Origin of the sequence: Roseibium sp. MMSF_3544 (assembly GCF_030732845.1) — a bacterium.
Classification (GTDB): Bacteria; Pseudomonadota; Alphaproteobacteria; order Rhizobiales; family Stappiaceae; genus Roseibium.
The window spans coordinates 154,198-168,940 of record NZ_JASHKA010000002.1 but is presented as its reverse complement, the minus strand read 5'-3'; the positions used below and the strand labels follow the sequence as shown (position 1 = coordinate 168,940).

At 56.0% G+C, this 14,743-nt stretch carries 14 protein-coding genes; 4 read left to right on the top strand and 10 right to left on the bottom strand.

What is annotated here, in order from left to right; translation table 11 throughout:
- The first annotated feature begins 3 nt into the window (after positions 1-3).
- On the top strand, positions 4-2,253 hold the full coding sequence (locus RBB47_RS03480) for an ATP-binding cassette domain-containing protein (protein ID WP_305984351.1): 2,250 nt from the start codon (positions 4-6) through the stop codon (positions 2,251-2,253).
- A 26-nt stretch (positions 2,254-2,279) separates the two neighbouring features.
- Positions 2,280-2,843 (top strand): cyclic nucleotide-binding domain-containing protein, encoded by a 564-nt coding sequence (locus RBB47_RS03475; RefSeq protein WP_305984350.1) that lies wholly within the window; start codon positions 2,280-2,282, stop codon positions 2,841-2,843.
- A 60-nt stretch (positions 2,844-2,903) separates the two neighbouring features.
- On the opposite strand, the gene RBB47_RS03470 is transcribed toward RBB47_RS03475, so the two are convergent.
- The 9 genes from RBB47_RS03470 to RBB47_RS03430 form a co-directional block, all read right to left on the bottom strand.
- A complete protein-coding gene (locus RBB47_RS03470; protein ID WP_305984349.1) occupies positions 2,904-4,196 on the bottom strand; it encodes an ArgE/DapE family deacylase in 1,293 nt (430 codons plus the stop codon).
- Between the two features lie 52 nt (positions 4,197-4,248).
- A complete protein-coding gene (locus RBB47_RS03465; RefSeq protein WP_305984348.1) occupies positions 4,249-5,601 on the bottom strand; it encodes an aspartate aminotransferase family protein in 1,353 nt (450 codons plus the stop codon).
- A gap of 105 nt (positions 5,602-5,706) precedes the next feature.
- A complete protein-coding gene (locus tag RBB47_RS03460; protein WP_305984347.1) occupies positions 5,707-6,117 on the bottom strand; it encodes a universal stress protein in 411 nt (136 codons plus the stop codon).
- A 28-nt stretch (positions 6,118-6,145) separates the two neighbouring features.
- Positions 6,146-7,438 carry a TRAP transporter large permease gene (locus tag RBB47_RS03455; protein ID WP_305984346.1) on the bottom strand — a complete coding sequence of 431 codons (1,293 nt, stop codon included), beginning with the start codon at positions 7,436-7,438 and terminating at the stop codon, positions 6,146-6,148.
- The gene (locus RBB47_RS03450) at positions 7,435-7,983 is read right to left on the bottom strand and encodes a TRAP transporter small permease (RefSeq protein ID WP_305984345.1); all 549 of its coding nucleotides are present in this window, start codon (positions 7,981-7,983) and stop codon (positions 7,435-7,437) included. Before RBB47_RS03450 ends, RBB47_RS03455 begins: the two co-directional genes overlap by 4 nt.
- Positions 7,984-8,069: 86 nt before the next feature.
- Positions 8,070-9,074, bottom strand: coding sequence for a TRAP transporter substrate-binding protein DctP (gene dctP, locus RBB47_RS03445; RefSeq protein WP_305984344.1), 1,005 nt, complete (start codon positions 9,072-9,074; stop codon positions 8,070-8,072).
- A gap of 116 nt (positions 9,075-9,190) precedes the next feature.
- The gene (locus RBB47_RS03440) at positions 9,191-9,679 is read right to left on the bottom strand and encodes a thioesterase family protein (protein WP_305984343.1); all 489 of its coding nucleotides are present in this window, start codon (positions 9,677-9,679) and stop codon (positions 9,191-9,193) included.
- Between the two features lie 4 nt (positions 9,680-9,683).
- Positions 9,684-10,856: an iron-containing alcohol dehydrogenase gene (locus RBB47_RS03435; protein WP_305984342.1), complete on the bottom strand. Its 1,173-nt coding sequence runs from the start codon at positions 10,854-10,856 to the stop codon at positions 9,684-9,686.
- A gap of 6 nt (positions 10,857-10,862) precedes the next feature.
- Positions 10,863-11,792: a 3-keto-5-aminohexanoate cleavage protein gene (locus RBB47_RS03430; RefSeq protein WP_305984341.1), complete on the bottom strand. Its 930-nt coding sequence runs from the start codon at positions 11,790-11,792 to the stop codon at positions 10,863-10,865.
- A 67-nt stretch (positions 11,793-11,859) separates the two neighbouring features.
- Between RBB47_RS03430 and RBB47_RS03425 the strand changes: the two genes are divergently transcribed.
- Positions 11,860-12,894 (top strand): LysR family transcriptional regulator, encoded by a 1,035-nt coding sequence (locus tag RBB47_RS03425; RefSeq protein ID WP_305984340.1) that lies wholly within the window; start codon positions 11,860-11,862, stop codon positions 12,892-12,894.
- A 21-nt stretch (positions 12,895-12,915) separates the two neighbouring features.
- Here RBB47_RS03425 and RBB47_RS03420 read toward each other — a convergent pair whose 3' ends face one another.
- A complete protein-coding gene (locus RBB47_RS03420) occupies positions 12,916-13,518 on the bottom strand; it encodes a TetR/AcrR family transcriptional regulator (RefSeq protein WP_305984339.1) in 603 nt (200 codons plus the stop codon).
- 267 nt (positions 13,519-13,785) lie between these two features.
- Between RBB47_RS03420 and RBB47_RS03415 the strand changes: the two genes are divergently transcribed.
- On the top strand, positions 13,786-14,631 hold the full coding sequence (locus RBB47_RS03415; protein WP_305984338.1) for a DUF6544 family protein: 846 nt from the start codon (positions 13,786-13,788) through the stop codon (positions 14,629-14,631).
- Positions 14,632-14,743 lie beyond the last annotated feature (112 nt).

Sequence of the window (14,743 nt, the reverse complement as noted above, 5' to 3'; positions counted from 1 at the left end):
ACCATGTTGCAACAGCCCGATCAGGACAAACGAAGCGGTTCCGAAGCGGCGAGCCTGGAGGCGGCCCGGCCTGCGAAGCTCAGTCAATCGGACCGTCTTGAAAGAAGTTTTTCCCGCCTTGATCGAGTTGTCGAGCGTCTTGGAAAGGTCACTTTCAGACAGGATTTGCCTGAACAGGCGCAAGTCGTCGACCTGATATTCAGAGCCAATGGGCTCGAGGCGGTTCCGCGCACCCGATCCGCGTTCAGCGGCCTTAGCACGGTTACAATTCAAGATGCTGCGCATGTTTTCGGCGCTAGAACGCGGCAAATCGTTCTTCCCGCCAATTGGTGGGAGAAGGACCATGGAAACCTTGCGGGCCTGATGATTGAAGCTGCCGAAAGCGATGGAGCAGCTTCAGAAGAACAATCGGCTGTTGCCCTCATTCGGCGCCGGTCAGGCGGCTACGACCTTGTTGCTCCCGGTAATCCCGAACCGATCAAGGTAACCGAAAAGATCGCCCGGCAACTAAAGCCCATCGCCTTTGAAATTCATCCCAGCTTGCCGCAAAACATCAGCTCCCCCTTGTCGCTGGCCTGGTTCATTCTGCCTTCGATCCGTTCAGAACTGATCGGCGCGGCAATCTTCGGGGGTTTGATTGCAGCTCTGGGGACCCTGGTTCCGATTGCCACCGCAGTCGTTGTCGACACGCTAATCCCGGGTCTTGAGCGGAACATGCTCTCTCAACTCGGGGTGGCTTTGGCGGTCATTGCGGTGCTCAACTATCTGCTTTCGGTTACCAGACAGCGATTGGTCCTTCGGGCCAATGGCAAATCGAAGCAACTGTTTGCCTCTGCAATCTGGAACACGCTGCTTGCCCTTCCTGTCAGCTTCTTCAACACCCACTCCTCCGGAGACCTGCAAGCCCGGTATCATGGGCTTCTTTCTTTGCGCGAGATGTGCGTTTCGATCGTACTGAACAGTCTGGTTACGATTATTTTTTCGGGGTTTTACTTCGCGCTGATGTACTTCTATAGCCCGCAGCTCGCCTTCATCGCCCTCGGCTATGTCATAATTCTCGTTGCTGCAAGTATCTCTCTCGGCCTTTATCTGAGACGAGATCATCTGAAAATCGCAGAGCTCAGCGGCTGGCTTTCCGGCTACGTCTTTCAGGTGTTTACCGGCATCGCGAAGTTGCGGGCCTCCGCCAGCGAAGTCCGGTTCCTCGCCCGTTGGGCGGACAAGTTTGCCAGTTCCCAGGCAGCCATCTTGCGCACGCAACATCGCTCCGGACAGTTTGCCGGCTTCCTTGAGCTTTATGCCGGCTTCGGCCTGATTGCCCTGTTCTCCGCGAGCATTCTCGGGTCTTCTTCACAGAGCTCGGCGGGGACTTTCATAGCCTTTCTGGCAGCCTTCGGGAGCTTTCAATTCGCGTTCCAGGGACTGGCGACACTGGCGCTGGACCTCGTTGCCTTGCAGCCGGAATGGAAACGCGGTCAGGTTATCTTGCAAACGGAGCCGGAAGTGGGGCACCAGGCTGCAAAACCCAAAAAGCTGAAGGGTTCCATCGAACTCTCATCGGTCAGATTTGGTTATCTGGAAGGCCTGGAAGTCATCAAGGGTGTCTCCTTCAAGATTGAGGCAGGCGAGCACGTCGCCATCGTCGGCTCTTCCGGCTCCGGCAAGTCGACGGTCATGCGCTTGATGCTTGGGTTGGAAAAGCCCTTTTCCGGAACGATCACGTTCGACAATCAGGACATCTCAAAACTTGATCTGCCCCTGCTTCGACGGCAGATCGGCGTTGTGACGCAGAACGGAAAAGTCCACGCCGGAACAATTCTGGACAACATTCGCGGTGCAACGAATATCGATCACGAACGCTGTCTGGAAGCATGTTTGGCGGCCGGCTTGGAAAGTGATCTCAAGGCGTTTCCAATGGGCTTGCACACACCCCTTACCGAAGGTGGGTCAAGCCTTTCGGGAGGCCAAAGGCAAAGAGTTCTGATCGCAAGGGCCCTGGTTCTCAATCCGGCCATTTTGTTTCTCGACGAGGCGACCAGTGCGCTCGACAACAGAACGCAAGCGGTCGTGACCGAGAGTTTGGAGAAACTCAATATCACCCGAATAGTGATCGCCCATCGATTGAGCACCATCAGGAACGCCGACAGGATCTTTCTCATGGACGACGGGCGCATCAAGGCAAACGGTTCTTTTGAAGAACTCCTCGAAACCAGCCCCTTGTTCCATAAGATGGCGAAGCGGCAAACGGTTTGAACCGGATTTGGCAGAGGAGCCAGATAATGAAAAAAGTCCTCTATATCTTGGGCAGCCTGAATGAAGAAGACGTGGTCTGGTTTGCGTCCGAGGGGAAAGTTCACGCAATTGAGGTCGGCGACAAGTTGGTCGACGCGGGCGTGCCTCTGACACACTTCCATATTTTGCTGGAAGGCAAGTTCGGGGTTTTTCTGGGAGAAGGTCCCGCCGTTGCCAGTCTTGGTGCAGGTGATGTTGTCGGGGAGATGTCGCTGGTCGAAAAGAAGCCGCCGTCGACATCCGTGATTGCTGAACAGCCAGGACGATATCTGTCAATTTCTCTGCCTCTGATCCATGACCGCCTTCAAACGGACATTGCCTTTGCCGCCCGCCTATACCGGGCTTTGGCCCTCTTTCTCTCAGACCGGTTACGCGAAACGACCCATCGACTGGACGTCAGCTCAAGGAACGAGGCGTTGGAAAACAGCCTTGGTGGTCCAGCGGAATTGTCGGAAAGCGACGAGATCGACGAAGCGGTGCTTGATAACGTCCACCTCGCCGGCTCCAGAATGCGGCGCCTGGTTCAACTCATCGAAACTGGCGCCAGTTAAGGTCCGTGTGAACGACACGGGGCTCAGATCCCCTTTTCTTCGAAAAGAAAGTCTCCGGCGTCAAGATTGTTCAAGACCGCACCACTCGGCAACAAAGAGTGCCGTGGTTTGCGTAACACGGCGCAACGATTCCAGATCGACGCGTTCATTGAAGCCGTGGATTGCTTCGGCTGTGGGGCCATAGACAAGCGCGGGGATTTCGGCATAAAGCCCAAAGAAACGTGCATCGGTTGTCGCGGTAGACGGACGGCTTTCAAGTGAAGTGCCAAGCACGGTGCGATGGGCTGATGCAAGCGCGCCGATTGCCGCCTTCGCCTTGGGCGATCTGTCATCGGAGAGTGCATACCCCTCGGCCTGGAACCCGTGATAGACGACTTCCGGCGGGTTGGACCTTAAAAATGCCTGGGATCGGGCAACCTCACGAATGGTGGCTTCGATCTCGGCCTTGGCTGTCGCCAAATCCTGGCCCGGAAACAACCCCATGCGAATGTCCAACGTACACCAGGCAGGAACAGAACTCGTCCAGTCACCGCCAGCGATCTTGCCCACATTCAGGTTCAGGGCATGGGTGTGTGCAGCATATTCCGGATGCCTGCGATCAGCTTCGTTCCAGCGCTCTTCCATCGCGTGGAGCGCAGCAATAATCGGCATTGCAGCGTCGATCGCATTACCGCCCTTTTCCGCATAGGCAACGTGCATTGGGGCACCTCTCAGATGAACCTGAAACCACAACACACCCACCTGTGCACTGGTCAGCACCTCATCAAAAGGCTCCGGAATTAGTGCAGCATCGGCCTTGTAACCACGCTGAAGACACGCAAGCGCGCCGTTGCCGGTGCATTCTTCTTCGACAACCGATTGCACATAGACATTCGCAGCGGGCTGAAACTTCAATTCACGAAGCGCATCAAGCGCAAAGAGGTTCGCAGTCAGCCCCGCTTTCATGTCGCCAGCCCCGCGCCCGTGCATCCACTTACCGTCGATGACTGGCTTAAAGGGTGCGGTGTGCCACATATCCAGAGGGCCAACGGGGACAACATCGATGTGCCCGTTCAGGATCAGACTGTTTCCTTTCTGCGTGCGGCTGAGATGGCTTCCAACAACATTGACGGCATCCTCATAGTTTCCGTGAACTGGCGAAAACCCAGGCAGATGGGCAATGTCATTCACATCGATTAGCCAGCGATCGACATCATACCCTCGTGCTCGAAGCGCATCTTCCATTAACGCTTGCGCAGACTGTTCGTTGCCGCGTGTCGACGGCTCAGCAGTCAACGCCTTCAGAAACTCGAGCTGCCGCTCGAAGCCGGCATCGACGGCGTGTATGATTTTCGTTTTCAGTTCGCTATCCATGGCACCTCAAACAAACCGCGCGCACTGCTCTATGAACCGGTGCGGTTCATGTTCACTTCTCAAATGAGATTTCGCTGAAGACTTGATCCACAGTCAGGCCGACCAGATCCACGATCTTGTCTATTTCGTCCGCCGTGACATTGAAGGGCGGGGCGATCAAAAGGTGGTCGCCATTCACACCATCCGCGCATCCACCACTCGGATAGATCATGAGCCCCAGATCCATCGCCGTATCTTTCAGGCGTTCGTTTATTTTCAGCGAAGCATCGAAGGGGGCTTTTGTGTCGCGATCGGCAACCAATTCAAAGGCCTGCAAAAGCCCTCTGCCTCTGAAATGGCCAACATAAGGGTGAGCCTCAAGCCGGGTTTTGAGCCCGCTCGCAAGCCTATTTCCCATCTCGCCAACGTTTGAGAGTAGGTTCTGTTCCGCGATTTCTTGCTGGACCGCAAGCGCGGCGGCGGCAGCAACCGGGTGGCCCGAATAGGTCAGGCCATGCTGAAACGCGCGGCTGCCCCGGGCGAGCGCGCCATAGACACGATCTTCAATCATCACCGCGCCGATCGGTTGATAACCTCCAGCGAGACCCTTCGCCAAAGTGACCATATCCGGGACGATCCCTTCCTGCTCGAAGGCGTGCATCGTGCCCGTGCGCCCGAGACCCGACATCACCTCGTCCAGAATGAGCAGAACGTTGTGCTTGTCGCAGATTTCTCGAATGCGGCGAAAATAGCCTGCTTCCGCTGTTGCAGCTCCAAGGGTTGCTCCGACGACGGTCTCTGCAATGAAAGCAGCCACATTCTCGGTGCCAAGTTCGGCAATCTTTACCTCAAGGCTGTCCGCGGCACGACGGCCGTAGTCCTCGGGTGTTTCTCCGGATTCGGCGTGTCGATAGAAGTAGCAGGGATCGACATGATGAAATGGTACGAGCATCGGCTCATAAATCTTGCGGCGCGCGCGATGGCCGCTTGCCGACAAGGCACCGAAGGTATTGCCATGGTAGCTTTGGCGCCGCGCGATGATATGGCGGCGGTCCGGTGAACCGGTTTCTACATGATATTGCCGTGCCAGCTTGATGGCCGACTCAACCGCCTCCGACCCGCCACTCACAAGATAGGTGTGATTGATCGTGTCCGGTGCATTTTCGGCCATGACCCGTCCCAGTTCCTCGACAATCGGAGTGGTGAAGCTGCCGCTGTGCACGTAGCAGACAGATGCCATCTGGGCTTCCATCGCAGCAATGATCTTCGGGTGGGAATGGCCCAGACAAGCCACAGCCGCTCCACCTGATGCATCGACAATGTCCCGCCCGCTCGCATCACGAAGATGGATCCCGGAACTTGATACGATCTGCGGTACCTTCGCACCTATGATCCGATGCAGAATTTTTGAGTTAGGGCCCGACATAATTCTCCTCTATCTCAGACGTCCCGATGCCGGCTCGGTTACCTGTTGTGGGTTAGATCGAATGAACGGCTCTGTTTCATAACACTGGCAGAAGCTGGAAGTCGCTCAGACACGCAGGACATGGACAGAGCAGTGTGCATGACGCACGACCCGCGCGGCGGTCGAACCGAGGAAAAAATCTTTCACGCCAGGACGATGCGAGCCGATCACGATACAGTCCGCATCGTGGGTGTTCGCGTATTCGGTGATTGTGTAACCGGCAGATTGTCCCTCAAGCAGGACCGACGTGATGTCAGGCTCATCCTTGACCCGGTCTCCAAGCTTGTCTTTCGCCCTTTGCTGCGACTTTTCGACAACCTCTTCATCTAGGTAGACAAGGATCGAGCTGTTGGGCGGCTCATAAACATGAGCTGCCGTGATCGCCCCATCCTCAGAAACCAGGCTTCGGGCGACCGTGAGTGCAAGATCGCTAATCCCGTGCTCCAGCGAAAGCGCCACAATTACCTTCTTATACACTTTTCTTCTCCGTTTTCGGCACTTGCGCTTATCGTCCAAGCAGCAGGTCAGGCAGCCAAAGCGCGAGTTCGGGTACGAACGTGGTCAGTATCAGCGTCGGCAACCACGCAAAAACGATGAACACCAGTGTCGGCCAAAGCATCTTGGAGACCGGCGTGTCACAAATCTGGGCACCGAGATAGAGCAAGGGTGCCGTCGGTGGAGTGATGTTTGCCATGCCGAGATTGACGCCAATGATGGCAGCGAAATGGATCGGATCAACACCAACGCTTTGAGCAATCGGAAGCAGGATGGGTGTTGCCAGCAACAGTCCGGAAATGTCGTCCATGAGCATTCCGATCAAAATCATCACGACGTTGATCATCAAAAGAATGACGATTGGATTGTCCGAAACCGAATAAACCAGTTCCTTTGCAAGCTGCGGAGCGCCCTGAGCGATCAGGTTGTCGGAAACGATCAGCACCATGAAGATCATCACCATCACAACGCCGATGGTCACGCCGGAATTGCCGACGGTCTGGGCCAATGATTTCCACGTAAGTCCGCGATAAAAGTAGATTGCAATCGGGATTGCATAGACAACGGCGATCCCGGCCGCTTCGGTCGGGGTCATGATGCCGCCGTAGATGCCACCCAGGATGATCACCGGCATCATCAGGGCCGGCCCCGCCAGGCGCCCCTCGCCTATGAACGTGGGGATGAACGGTTTGGGGCGGTCCTTGAGTTGGATATTGTCGTATTTCCGCAGCATGAACTGATTGGTGATGATCAGCAGCGTGATCAAAATGATCGCCGGGATCACCGTGGACAGGAAGCACTTCAGAACGTGTTGCTGGGCAACCCAGCCATAAAGAATGTGCGACGCACTTGGCGGGATCAGCAGTCCTAAAGGGCTGGCGCAAACAATGAGCGCGGCGGACTGCCCGGCCGGGTATTTGTTCCGCACCAGGTGCGGCATCATGATCCCGCCGATACAGGTGAGTGTCGCGTTCGCGCTTCCGGAGATCGAACCGAACACACCACAGGCCAGAACACCCGCTGCACTCAACCCACCTTTGATATGGCCGATGAACATCTCGGCCAACGACACAAGTGGCGCGGCTATCCTGCCCTTCTCCATGATGCCGCCGGCGATCATGAACAGCGGAATGGCAAGCAACACGAGTGACCTGACCCCGGTCGCCCCTGTCGGCAGGTAACCCGAAATGGACTGGTCCCCGACCAAAGCGATGAAAATCAGAACAGATCCGAACGCAACAAAGACGCTCACGCCCAGAAGAAGCATCAAGCAGACAATAAGCAGACTTCCGGTGATAATCATTTTGCAGCCTCCGATCTAAGAGGAAGCCCCATACCCTTGCGGATATGGACGTAAAGATGGGCAGCGGAGAACATCGCCATGAAGCCAAAACCAATGGCGATGGCGATCCGCCAGGAAACGAATGGAATGCGCAGGACGGGTGTCGAGCGCAGGCGCGGAAAGGAGAAATCGTCGGCCAGAGACACGTAACACGCATAGACGATGAACAGCGTTACGACGAGTTCGATCAGGAGCACCGCAAAGCCGCGCCACCAGATCAGCTTGGGATCGCTGATGACGATGCCCAGGATATCCGCGTTGATGTGAAGCCTTCGCTCCGAGGCCAGCACGGCACCGGCAAAGAAGCCGACGATGCTGATGGCTAGAAGCCATTCTTCGTACGCAAACAGATCGCCGCCGAAGCCGTAACGGATTACCACCACCAAACCAAAGGTGAACGCCATCAGGAAGCCGGAGAAGATCACAATCGCCTTCATCGCAACGAGCATCCATCGCATCGGCTTTCCGATTATTGCCGGCAGCTCATCGGTTACATGTGTTGCCATTGCCCTTCCCTTCTTCGGTCCCGGTGCTGAGGCGAAAGCGAAAAATGGGGCCGACATGAAAGCCGGCCCAGTTCGCTCGGGGAGGTTCAGTTCTTCGCAGCAAGCAGGCGATCGATGACGTCCTGACCAACGTTGTCGGCCATCATCGGCCAGATGTTTTCCTGAACATGGGCAGCCATGGCCGCCTGTTCTTCGTCGCTGAGACTCAGGATCGTGTAACCGCTGTCGATCAGCTTTTGACCGAACGCAGCATCGTTTTCGCGGTTGTAGTTAAAGAAATCGTCTGACGCTTTGGACATCGCCGCCTGAAGCGCCTCGCGTTGCGCGTCGTTCAGTTTGTCGAGCGTGCGTTGAGACGCATAAAACGATGTGAGTTCGGAGATCGAGTTGTACTCGACAAAATGCGTGCCGACATCAGACTGGGCAAAGATCGAGTAGGTGGCTGTCTTGGTGCAGCAGATCGCGCCATCGACGATTCCCGACTGGATCGCCGGAAAGATGTCGCCCCAGGCCATTGTCGTTGCCTGAAATCCTAGAGTCTCAACCATGGCCTTGACCGAGGGTGACGACCAGACGCGAATGTTCATTCCCTTGTCGTCAAAATTGTTCCAGTTCGTGGGCTCCTGCGTTGCAACGATGCCGACGAACCCTTCCGGGTTTTGCGCCATCACGCTTACACCGTACTCATCGGTGATTTCCTGGAGGATCTTGTTGTACTCAGAATCCATGTTGCGCAGGATGTTGTTCATGTCGTCCCATCCACTGACGAGAAACGGCATGGACAGAAATTCGAGCCGCGGGTCCGTGTCGGCGTAGATGAACGCGGCGGCAAGATCGATATTGCCACGCGCAACATCCTCAAAAAGCGCTTCACCGGAACCAAGCTGGTTTGCGGGGAACACGTCGATTTTCAGGCCGACATCGGCAGCTGCCACGTCGGCGGCAACCTGCTCCATCATCTTGGTACCCTGGTGATCAATCGGAAAGACGCCTGCAAAGCGCAGCGTAACGTCGTCAGCCAGTGCTGCTGACGCCACAAGGATGCCCAGCAAGCCCGCCGTCAGGCCTGAACTCAGTTTCGTGATACTCATTGGAAGGTCTCCTTTGTTTAACGTTCTTAAGTCTGTTGTCTCTGGTCTGCCTTTGGTTGGTGTTCCCGCTTCCGATCGATCCGGGAAGCGAAAGCATCAGCGGGACGAAGACACCGCTAGGTGTCGTGGATGCGATCCCCCGCCCAGGTCCCGTCGGAACCCGATTTGGTCTCAAGTCTCTGAATTGTCTGGAGTGCCGCCGCCCATGGCTCTGGAATCGCGCGCGGCTTCCGGGAGGCGCGGTCAACCAAAACATGTGTGAGATACCCTTGTGCGGCCGCCTGGTCAGCCTTGCCAAAAAGAGCAAATCTGTAGGTGATCGAGGTACGGCCGATGCGCTCGGTGCGCATGCCTGCAACAATCTGTTGAGGATAGGCCAGTTCGGCAAAGAACGTGCAGCCGGTTTCAACAACGAGCGCAATGACATCGCTGTGTGCCGGATCGAGTAAACGGTTCTCGATCAGCCAAAGATTCAAAACTGTGTCGAACAGCTTGTAGTGAACGGTGTTGTTCAGGTGGCCGTAGACATCATTGTCACTCCATCTGGTCTGCACATTCATGAGAACCGGGAAATCGTTTCGATGAAGAGGGGTCTGGTGGGCCATGTGTTCACCAGGCCGCTTTGTAGATGGCCAGTGCGTCCGCTTCGGCGACAACGCGCGGATTGTTGACCAAAAGACGTGTCTGCTTCATCGCTTCCCTGGCGAGCAGCGCAAGATCGGTTTTGGCAATGCCAACATCCCGAAGCCGGCTTTGCAGACCAAGCCTCTGGCAAAGGTCTGCCAGCGATTCAATGAACGCGGCGCACCTGGCAGAGGTATCCTGAAGCTTGTCCAAATGAGGAAACGCCATCGGTGCGAGCCTTGAATACAGCTGCATCGATCCGTTGGCGGTCTCATCGGCGTTGAACCGCAAGACCTCTCCCAAAATCAGCGCATTCGACAGCCCGTGAGGCACATGGAAATGGCCGCCGATCGGGTAAGCGAGCGCATGAACAGCAGCGACGGGAGAATTCGCGAAGGCCACGCCGGCAACATAGGAGCCAAGAAGCATATTGCTCCGAGCCTCCATATTTCCCGGATCGAAAACGGCCGTCTCGATGTTTCCGCCGAGCAATTGAAGTGCCTTTTCGGCCAGCAAGGCTGAGAACGGGTTGTTGTTGGCGTTCCTTGAAGAGTAAGCCTCGATCGCGTGTACCATCGCATCGACGCCAGTGGCAGCTGTTGCCGCTGCAGGCAGGCTGAGCGTGAGTTCCGCATCAAGAATTGCGATATCCGGTAAAAGGAGCGGCGATGACACGCCGCGTTTTTCTGCACCCGACACCGTAATGATAGATACGGGGGTCGCCTCCGAACCGGTTCCTGCAGTCGTCGGGATCAGAACGAGCGGCAGCCGTGGCCCCTTGGCATTGTTCACGCCCCAGACGTCGTCTATGTCTTCATTCGAACCTGCAAGCAGCGCCACCATCTTCGCAACATCGAGCGACGACCCGCCACCAAGAGCGACGACCCCGGAACAACCGGCGGCAAGCGCCATCTCGGTCGCGCTCTGTACTGTGCCGATGCTCGGGTTGGATTCGACCTTGTCGAACATGCAGACCTTGATGGCGTGTGCTTCGAGCGAAGCGATCGCGCGAGATTCAAGTCCTGCTTTCCGGATGCCTGCGTCGGTGACGAACAAAGCACGGGGCCCAAGCAAATTTTCAGCCAGGGCACCAAGGTTCCCTGCAGCTCCGGGAGCTGAAACGACACGCTGCGTTGTGTTGAAGGTGAACGCGTTCATTCTCTGTCAGAACCCCGTTTTGTCCCCGCCCTTGAGCTCAAGGATTTCGCGCACTTCAAAGGGCCTCGCGACTGTCAGTCCGAGCTCTTCAACGATCCGGCGGATTTTCTGGACTTGCTGCGCATTGCTGTCGGCGAGCTTGCCGCGTTCGATCATCAAGCTGTCTTCAAGACCGACGCGCACGTTGCCGCCCAGGACGGCCCCCATCGTGCCGAGCGGCATCTGCTGGCGGCCCGCGGCCAACACGGAAAACCTGTACTGGTTCCCCAACAGCCGATCGGCAGTGGATTTCATATGCATCAGGGTGTCGGCGGATGCGTCTGACCCGCCCAGAATGCCCATGACGAATTGCAGGAAAACCGGCGGCTTTATCCGTCCCTGGCGAAGATAGAAAGCGACTGCGTTTATGTGCCCGGTGTCATAGCACTCGAATTCAAAACGCGTTCCCTGTTCATCACCCAGCTTTGCCAATATCGTGTCGATGTCGCTGAAAGTATTACGAAAAAACGTGCTCCGCGTATTCTCAAGGAACTGTTTTTCCCAATCATGCTTCCACTCCGAATACCGCTCAGCCATGGGGAACAGACCGAAATTCATCGACCCCATGTTCAAAGAGCACATCTCCGGGGAAAGCTCGAAAGGGGCAGCGACCCGCTCTTCGACGCTCATCTGTGAACTGCCGCCTGTTGTCACGTTCAAAACAGCGTCGCTTGATTGCTTGATCCGGGGCAGAAACTGACGAAAGAGCTCAATGTCTCCATTGGGGGCGCCCGTTTCCGGATCCCTGGCATGCAGATGCAGAATTGCCGCTCCTGCCTCAGATGCCGCAATGGCAGCCTCGGCAATTTCCGAGGGCGTGACAGGCAGATTAGGGCTCATGGTCGGCGTGTGTACCGACCCCGTTACCGCGCAGGTGATGATAACTTTCTGCTGCACTCGTTCCCCCCGATGTGCGTGAGACACCGAAAGGGTAGGAAATCAATCATCATAGACAAAATAGATAATGGTGATTACCATCATAGGCATGGATGATCATGACTTGGCTGCAAAGATTGACCGGATCACCCGCGAGCTCGACTGGAACTTGTTGCGCACCTTTATGATCGTGGTCCAGGAAGGCGGTGTAACCAAGGGCGCGGCCAGGCTTGGTCTTCGTCAACCTTCCGTCAGCCAGGCTCTCAAACGTTTGGAAGATCGCGTTGAAATTCGCCTGATAGACCGAAGCCCCTCAACCTTCCGCGTGACACCGGCTGGACAGCATCTCTACCAGGAATGTGTTGACATATACGGGACCATTTCGCGTGCAGTGGGTGTGGGTCAGACCGTCGAAGACGAGTTGACGGGCAACGTTACTATTGCTGCGTTCAGCACCATTCAGAGCGCATTTTTCAACGACGTCCTTCACACCTTCCACAAACGCCATCCAAAGGTCTGTTTTCAGATCGACGTCATGGCGAGTGGCGAAGCGCACCAAAGCGTTCTGGAGAAACGCGCAGGCTTGGGGATTTGCCAGATCTACGAAAAAGATCCGCGCCTGAACTACGAACTGTTCTACCGCCATTACTTCGGCTTCTTCTGCGGCTCGACACACCCCCTGTTCGGCAAATCCAATCTTTCTTTGAAGGACCTGCGCGGACATTCTTCCGTGACCTTCAAAACGGACCAGCTTTGGGATGCTTTGCGTCCGGTCGCGCTTATGCGGGCGCACCATAAACTCGACGAGAGCGTGACAGGCTACACCTCTCATCTGGATGAAGCGCTTCGAATGATTCTTGCCGGTTTGGGATTTGGTCCGCTGCCCGTCCACTTTGCCCGAAGATACGAAGAAAAAGGGATCCTCTGGCGTCTGCCCCCTTACGAGGACACGCTGGAAATTGACGTGCAGTTTGTTACGAACCCGAAAGCGCGCCTTAAGCGCGCCGAACAGTCTTTCATTGACTTCGTCAACCAGAAGCTCGTCGAAGTTCCGCAAAGTGAACGTACTTACACATCCTCAAGCCAACCTGCAGAACAGGTGGAGAGACAGGTTTTCGATTGACGGTTTGAACGGGCAGCACGGTCAATCGTCTTGAAGGAGTTTCTGCAGACGCGTGAGCGCGGCGTCTGAACGCTTTTTGCAGAATTGATTGGTGGGGACATCCACACTGCCGATCGCACGGCGGATCTGCAAGTCTCCGACCAGCAGGTCCAGGTAGAGGCCGACGGCTTCCTCGCTGCGCCGGAACACGATCAATCCTTCGCGTTTTGCGCGCTCCATGACGCGCTTCAGCAACGGGAGCACAGCCTCGCGGCCAGATTGCGCCAGTGTCGCCCCCAGCTCGCCCGAGCTATCGGCTGCGGCTGCCCTGTTCAGGGCGATCGCCCGCTCGCTGGTCAGAAGGCCAAGGAGTTTCGGCCCAAGGGTCGACAAGATTGATCTGGCATCGTGATCGGTCTGAAGTTCCGTTTCCAGATAGGTTTTTACCTCTTCCGCATTCCTCACCACGAGTGCGCGAAACAAACCCCGTTTGTCGCCATACCAGTTGTAGAGTGTTTCGTTCGAGGCACGGGCCTTCTTGGCGACGGCCAGCATCGAGGTTCCGCTGTAGCCCTTTTCCTGCAAAACCTCATAGGCCGCGTCTTCAATCTGTCTTTGTCGAATTGTCCGGTTTTCTTCTCGCATTCCCACCTCGATTTCTAAAACCGTAACAAGCATTACGGAAACGGGGCAAGCTGAAATTTCAACAAACGCGGAGAACTGGCCCTCGGTGCACTCATCGTGACGTGCCGCGCTTCAGGAACCTCCTCCGCACAAAACGCTGAGTGCCTTTGTTAGCACGCTTGAAGCTTCCCGCGTCGAAGCCGCGTGTTGACAAAAACCGTACACATCATTACGTAAATCAAATCCGTACAAAAATGTACGCCTTTAGAATTCGAGAAAGGGAAGTCAATGCACATCCTGAAGTGGACTGCTCTGGGCGTCGGATTGATTGGTGCAGGGATCGCCGGCCTTGTCGCAACCGGCTCGTTTTTGACGGAGCGCGATATCTCGCAGTTTCGCGAACACGTGTCAGAAATCGGGCTCACCGAAGTGCGTCAGCCTGTCAGCCGGGAAGACATTGAGTCTCTGCCCGCCCCGGTTCAGCGCTATTTCGACTTTGTGTTTCCGAACGGCGTGACGACGGCAAACATCGTGCGCGTTTCAGCCGAAGGCCAGTTCCGCCGTCCGCAAACGGAAGACTTCAATCTCACAACAGCCGAGCAAGTCATCGCAATCGGAGAACCGGCGCTCATGTTTTCAGCAACCACGCCGATTGTTCCCGGCATCTGGGCACGGGCCTATGATTTCTTTGCGGAAGGTGAGATGGAAATGAAAGCAAAAGTGATGTCGGTCCTCACCGTCGTCGACGAGGCAGAAACGCCTGAACTGAACGTTATTTCCCTTCGTCGCTGGTTGCTGGAAAGTGCTCTGTTCCCACAAGCCCTGCTGCCGGGGGGACCCGTGCGCTGGGAACCGATCAACGAGAACAGCGCAAGGGCAATCGTTGAAGCTGATGGACTGCGCGCAGCCATGATTGCCCATTTCGATGAAGACGGGCGAATGGTTTTCATGGCTGCCGAAGAGGACGGAGACCTGTCGACCTCGTATCACGGTTCGGGCGAACATGTGACGAGGTCTGATTACCGCGAGGTCGACGGCGTCATGGTTCCGCATCGCTTTGTAATCTCGCGCGCAAGCGGCGGCGAGATCTATCCTTTTTTCGACGCCGCCCTCACACAGATCGAATTCGAATAAGGCGTGTCCCGGCGGGCACAGACTGCTTGTCGTAAAAGTGCTTCCGCATCGCAAACGAGCTCACGGAGTTCGACCGGCAATTTCATCAAGCCTTGCCGAAATTTAACTGGCT

What these genes read in the sequence shown, in the direction of transcription:
- RBB47_RS03480 (WP_305984351.1), top strand. Translation starts at nt 4, where the DNA reads ATGTTGCAACAGCCCGATCAGGACAAACGAAGCGGTTCCGAAGCGGCG.
- RBB47_RS03475 (WP_305984350.1), top strand. Translation starts at nt 2,280, where the DNA reads ATGAAAAAAGTCCTCTATATCTTGGGCAGCCTGAATGAAGAAGACGTG.
- RBB47_RS03470 (WP_305984349.1), bottom strand. Translation starts at nt 4,196, where the DNA reads ATGGATAGCGAACTGAAAACGAAAATCATACACGCCGTCGATGCCGGC.
- RBB47_RS03465 (WP_305984348.1), bottom strand. Translation starts at nt 5,601, where the DNA reads ATGTCGGGCCCTAACTCAAAAATTCTGCATCGGATCATAGGTGCGAAG.
- RBB47_RS03455 (WP_305984346.1), bottom strand. Translation starts at nt 7,438, where the DNA reads ATGATTATCACCGGAAGTCTGCTTATTGTCTGCTTGATGCTTCTTCTG.
- RBB47_RS03450 (WP_305984345.1), bottom strand. Translation starts at nt 7,983, where the DNA reads ATGGCAACACATGTAACCGATGAGCTGCCGGCAATAATCGGAAAGCCG.
- dctP (WP_305984344.1), bottom strand. Translation starts at nt 9,074, where the DNA reads ATGAGTATCACGAAACTGAGTTCAGGCCTGACGGCGGGCTTGCTGGGC.
- RBB47_RS03440 (WP_305984343.1), bottom strand. Translation starts at nt 9,679, where the DNA reads ATGGCCCACCAGACCCCTCTTCATCGAAACGATTTCCCGGTTCTCATG.
- RBB47_RS03435 (WP_305984342.1), bottom strand. Translation starts at nt 10,856, where the DNA reads ATGAACGCGTTCACCTTCAACACAACGCAGCGTGTCGTTTCAGCTCCC.
- RBB47_RS03425 (WP_305984340.1), top strand. Translation starts at nt 11,860, where the DNA reads ATGGTGATTACCATCATAGGCATGGATGATCATGACTTGGCTGCAAAG.
- RBB47_RS03420 (WP_305984339.1), bottom strand. Translation starts at nt 13,518, where the DNA reads ATGCGAGAAGAAAACCGGACAATTCGACAAAGACAGATTGAAGACGCG.
- RBB47_RS03415 (WP_305984338.1), top strand. Translation starts at nt 13,786, where the DNA reads ATGCACATCCTGAAGTGGACTGCTCTGGGCGTCGGATTGATTGGTGCA.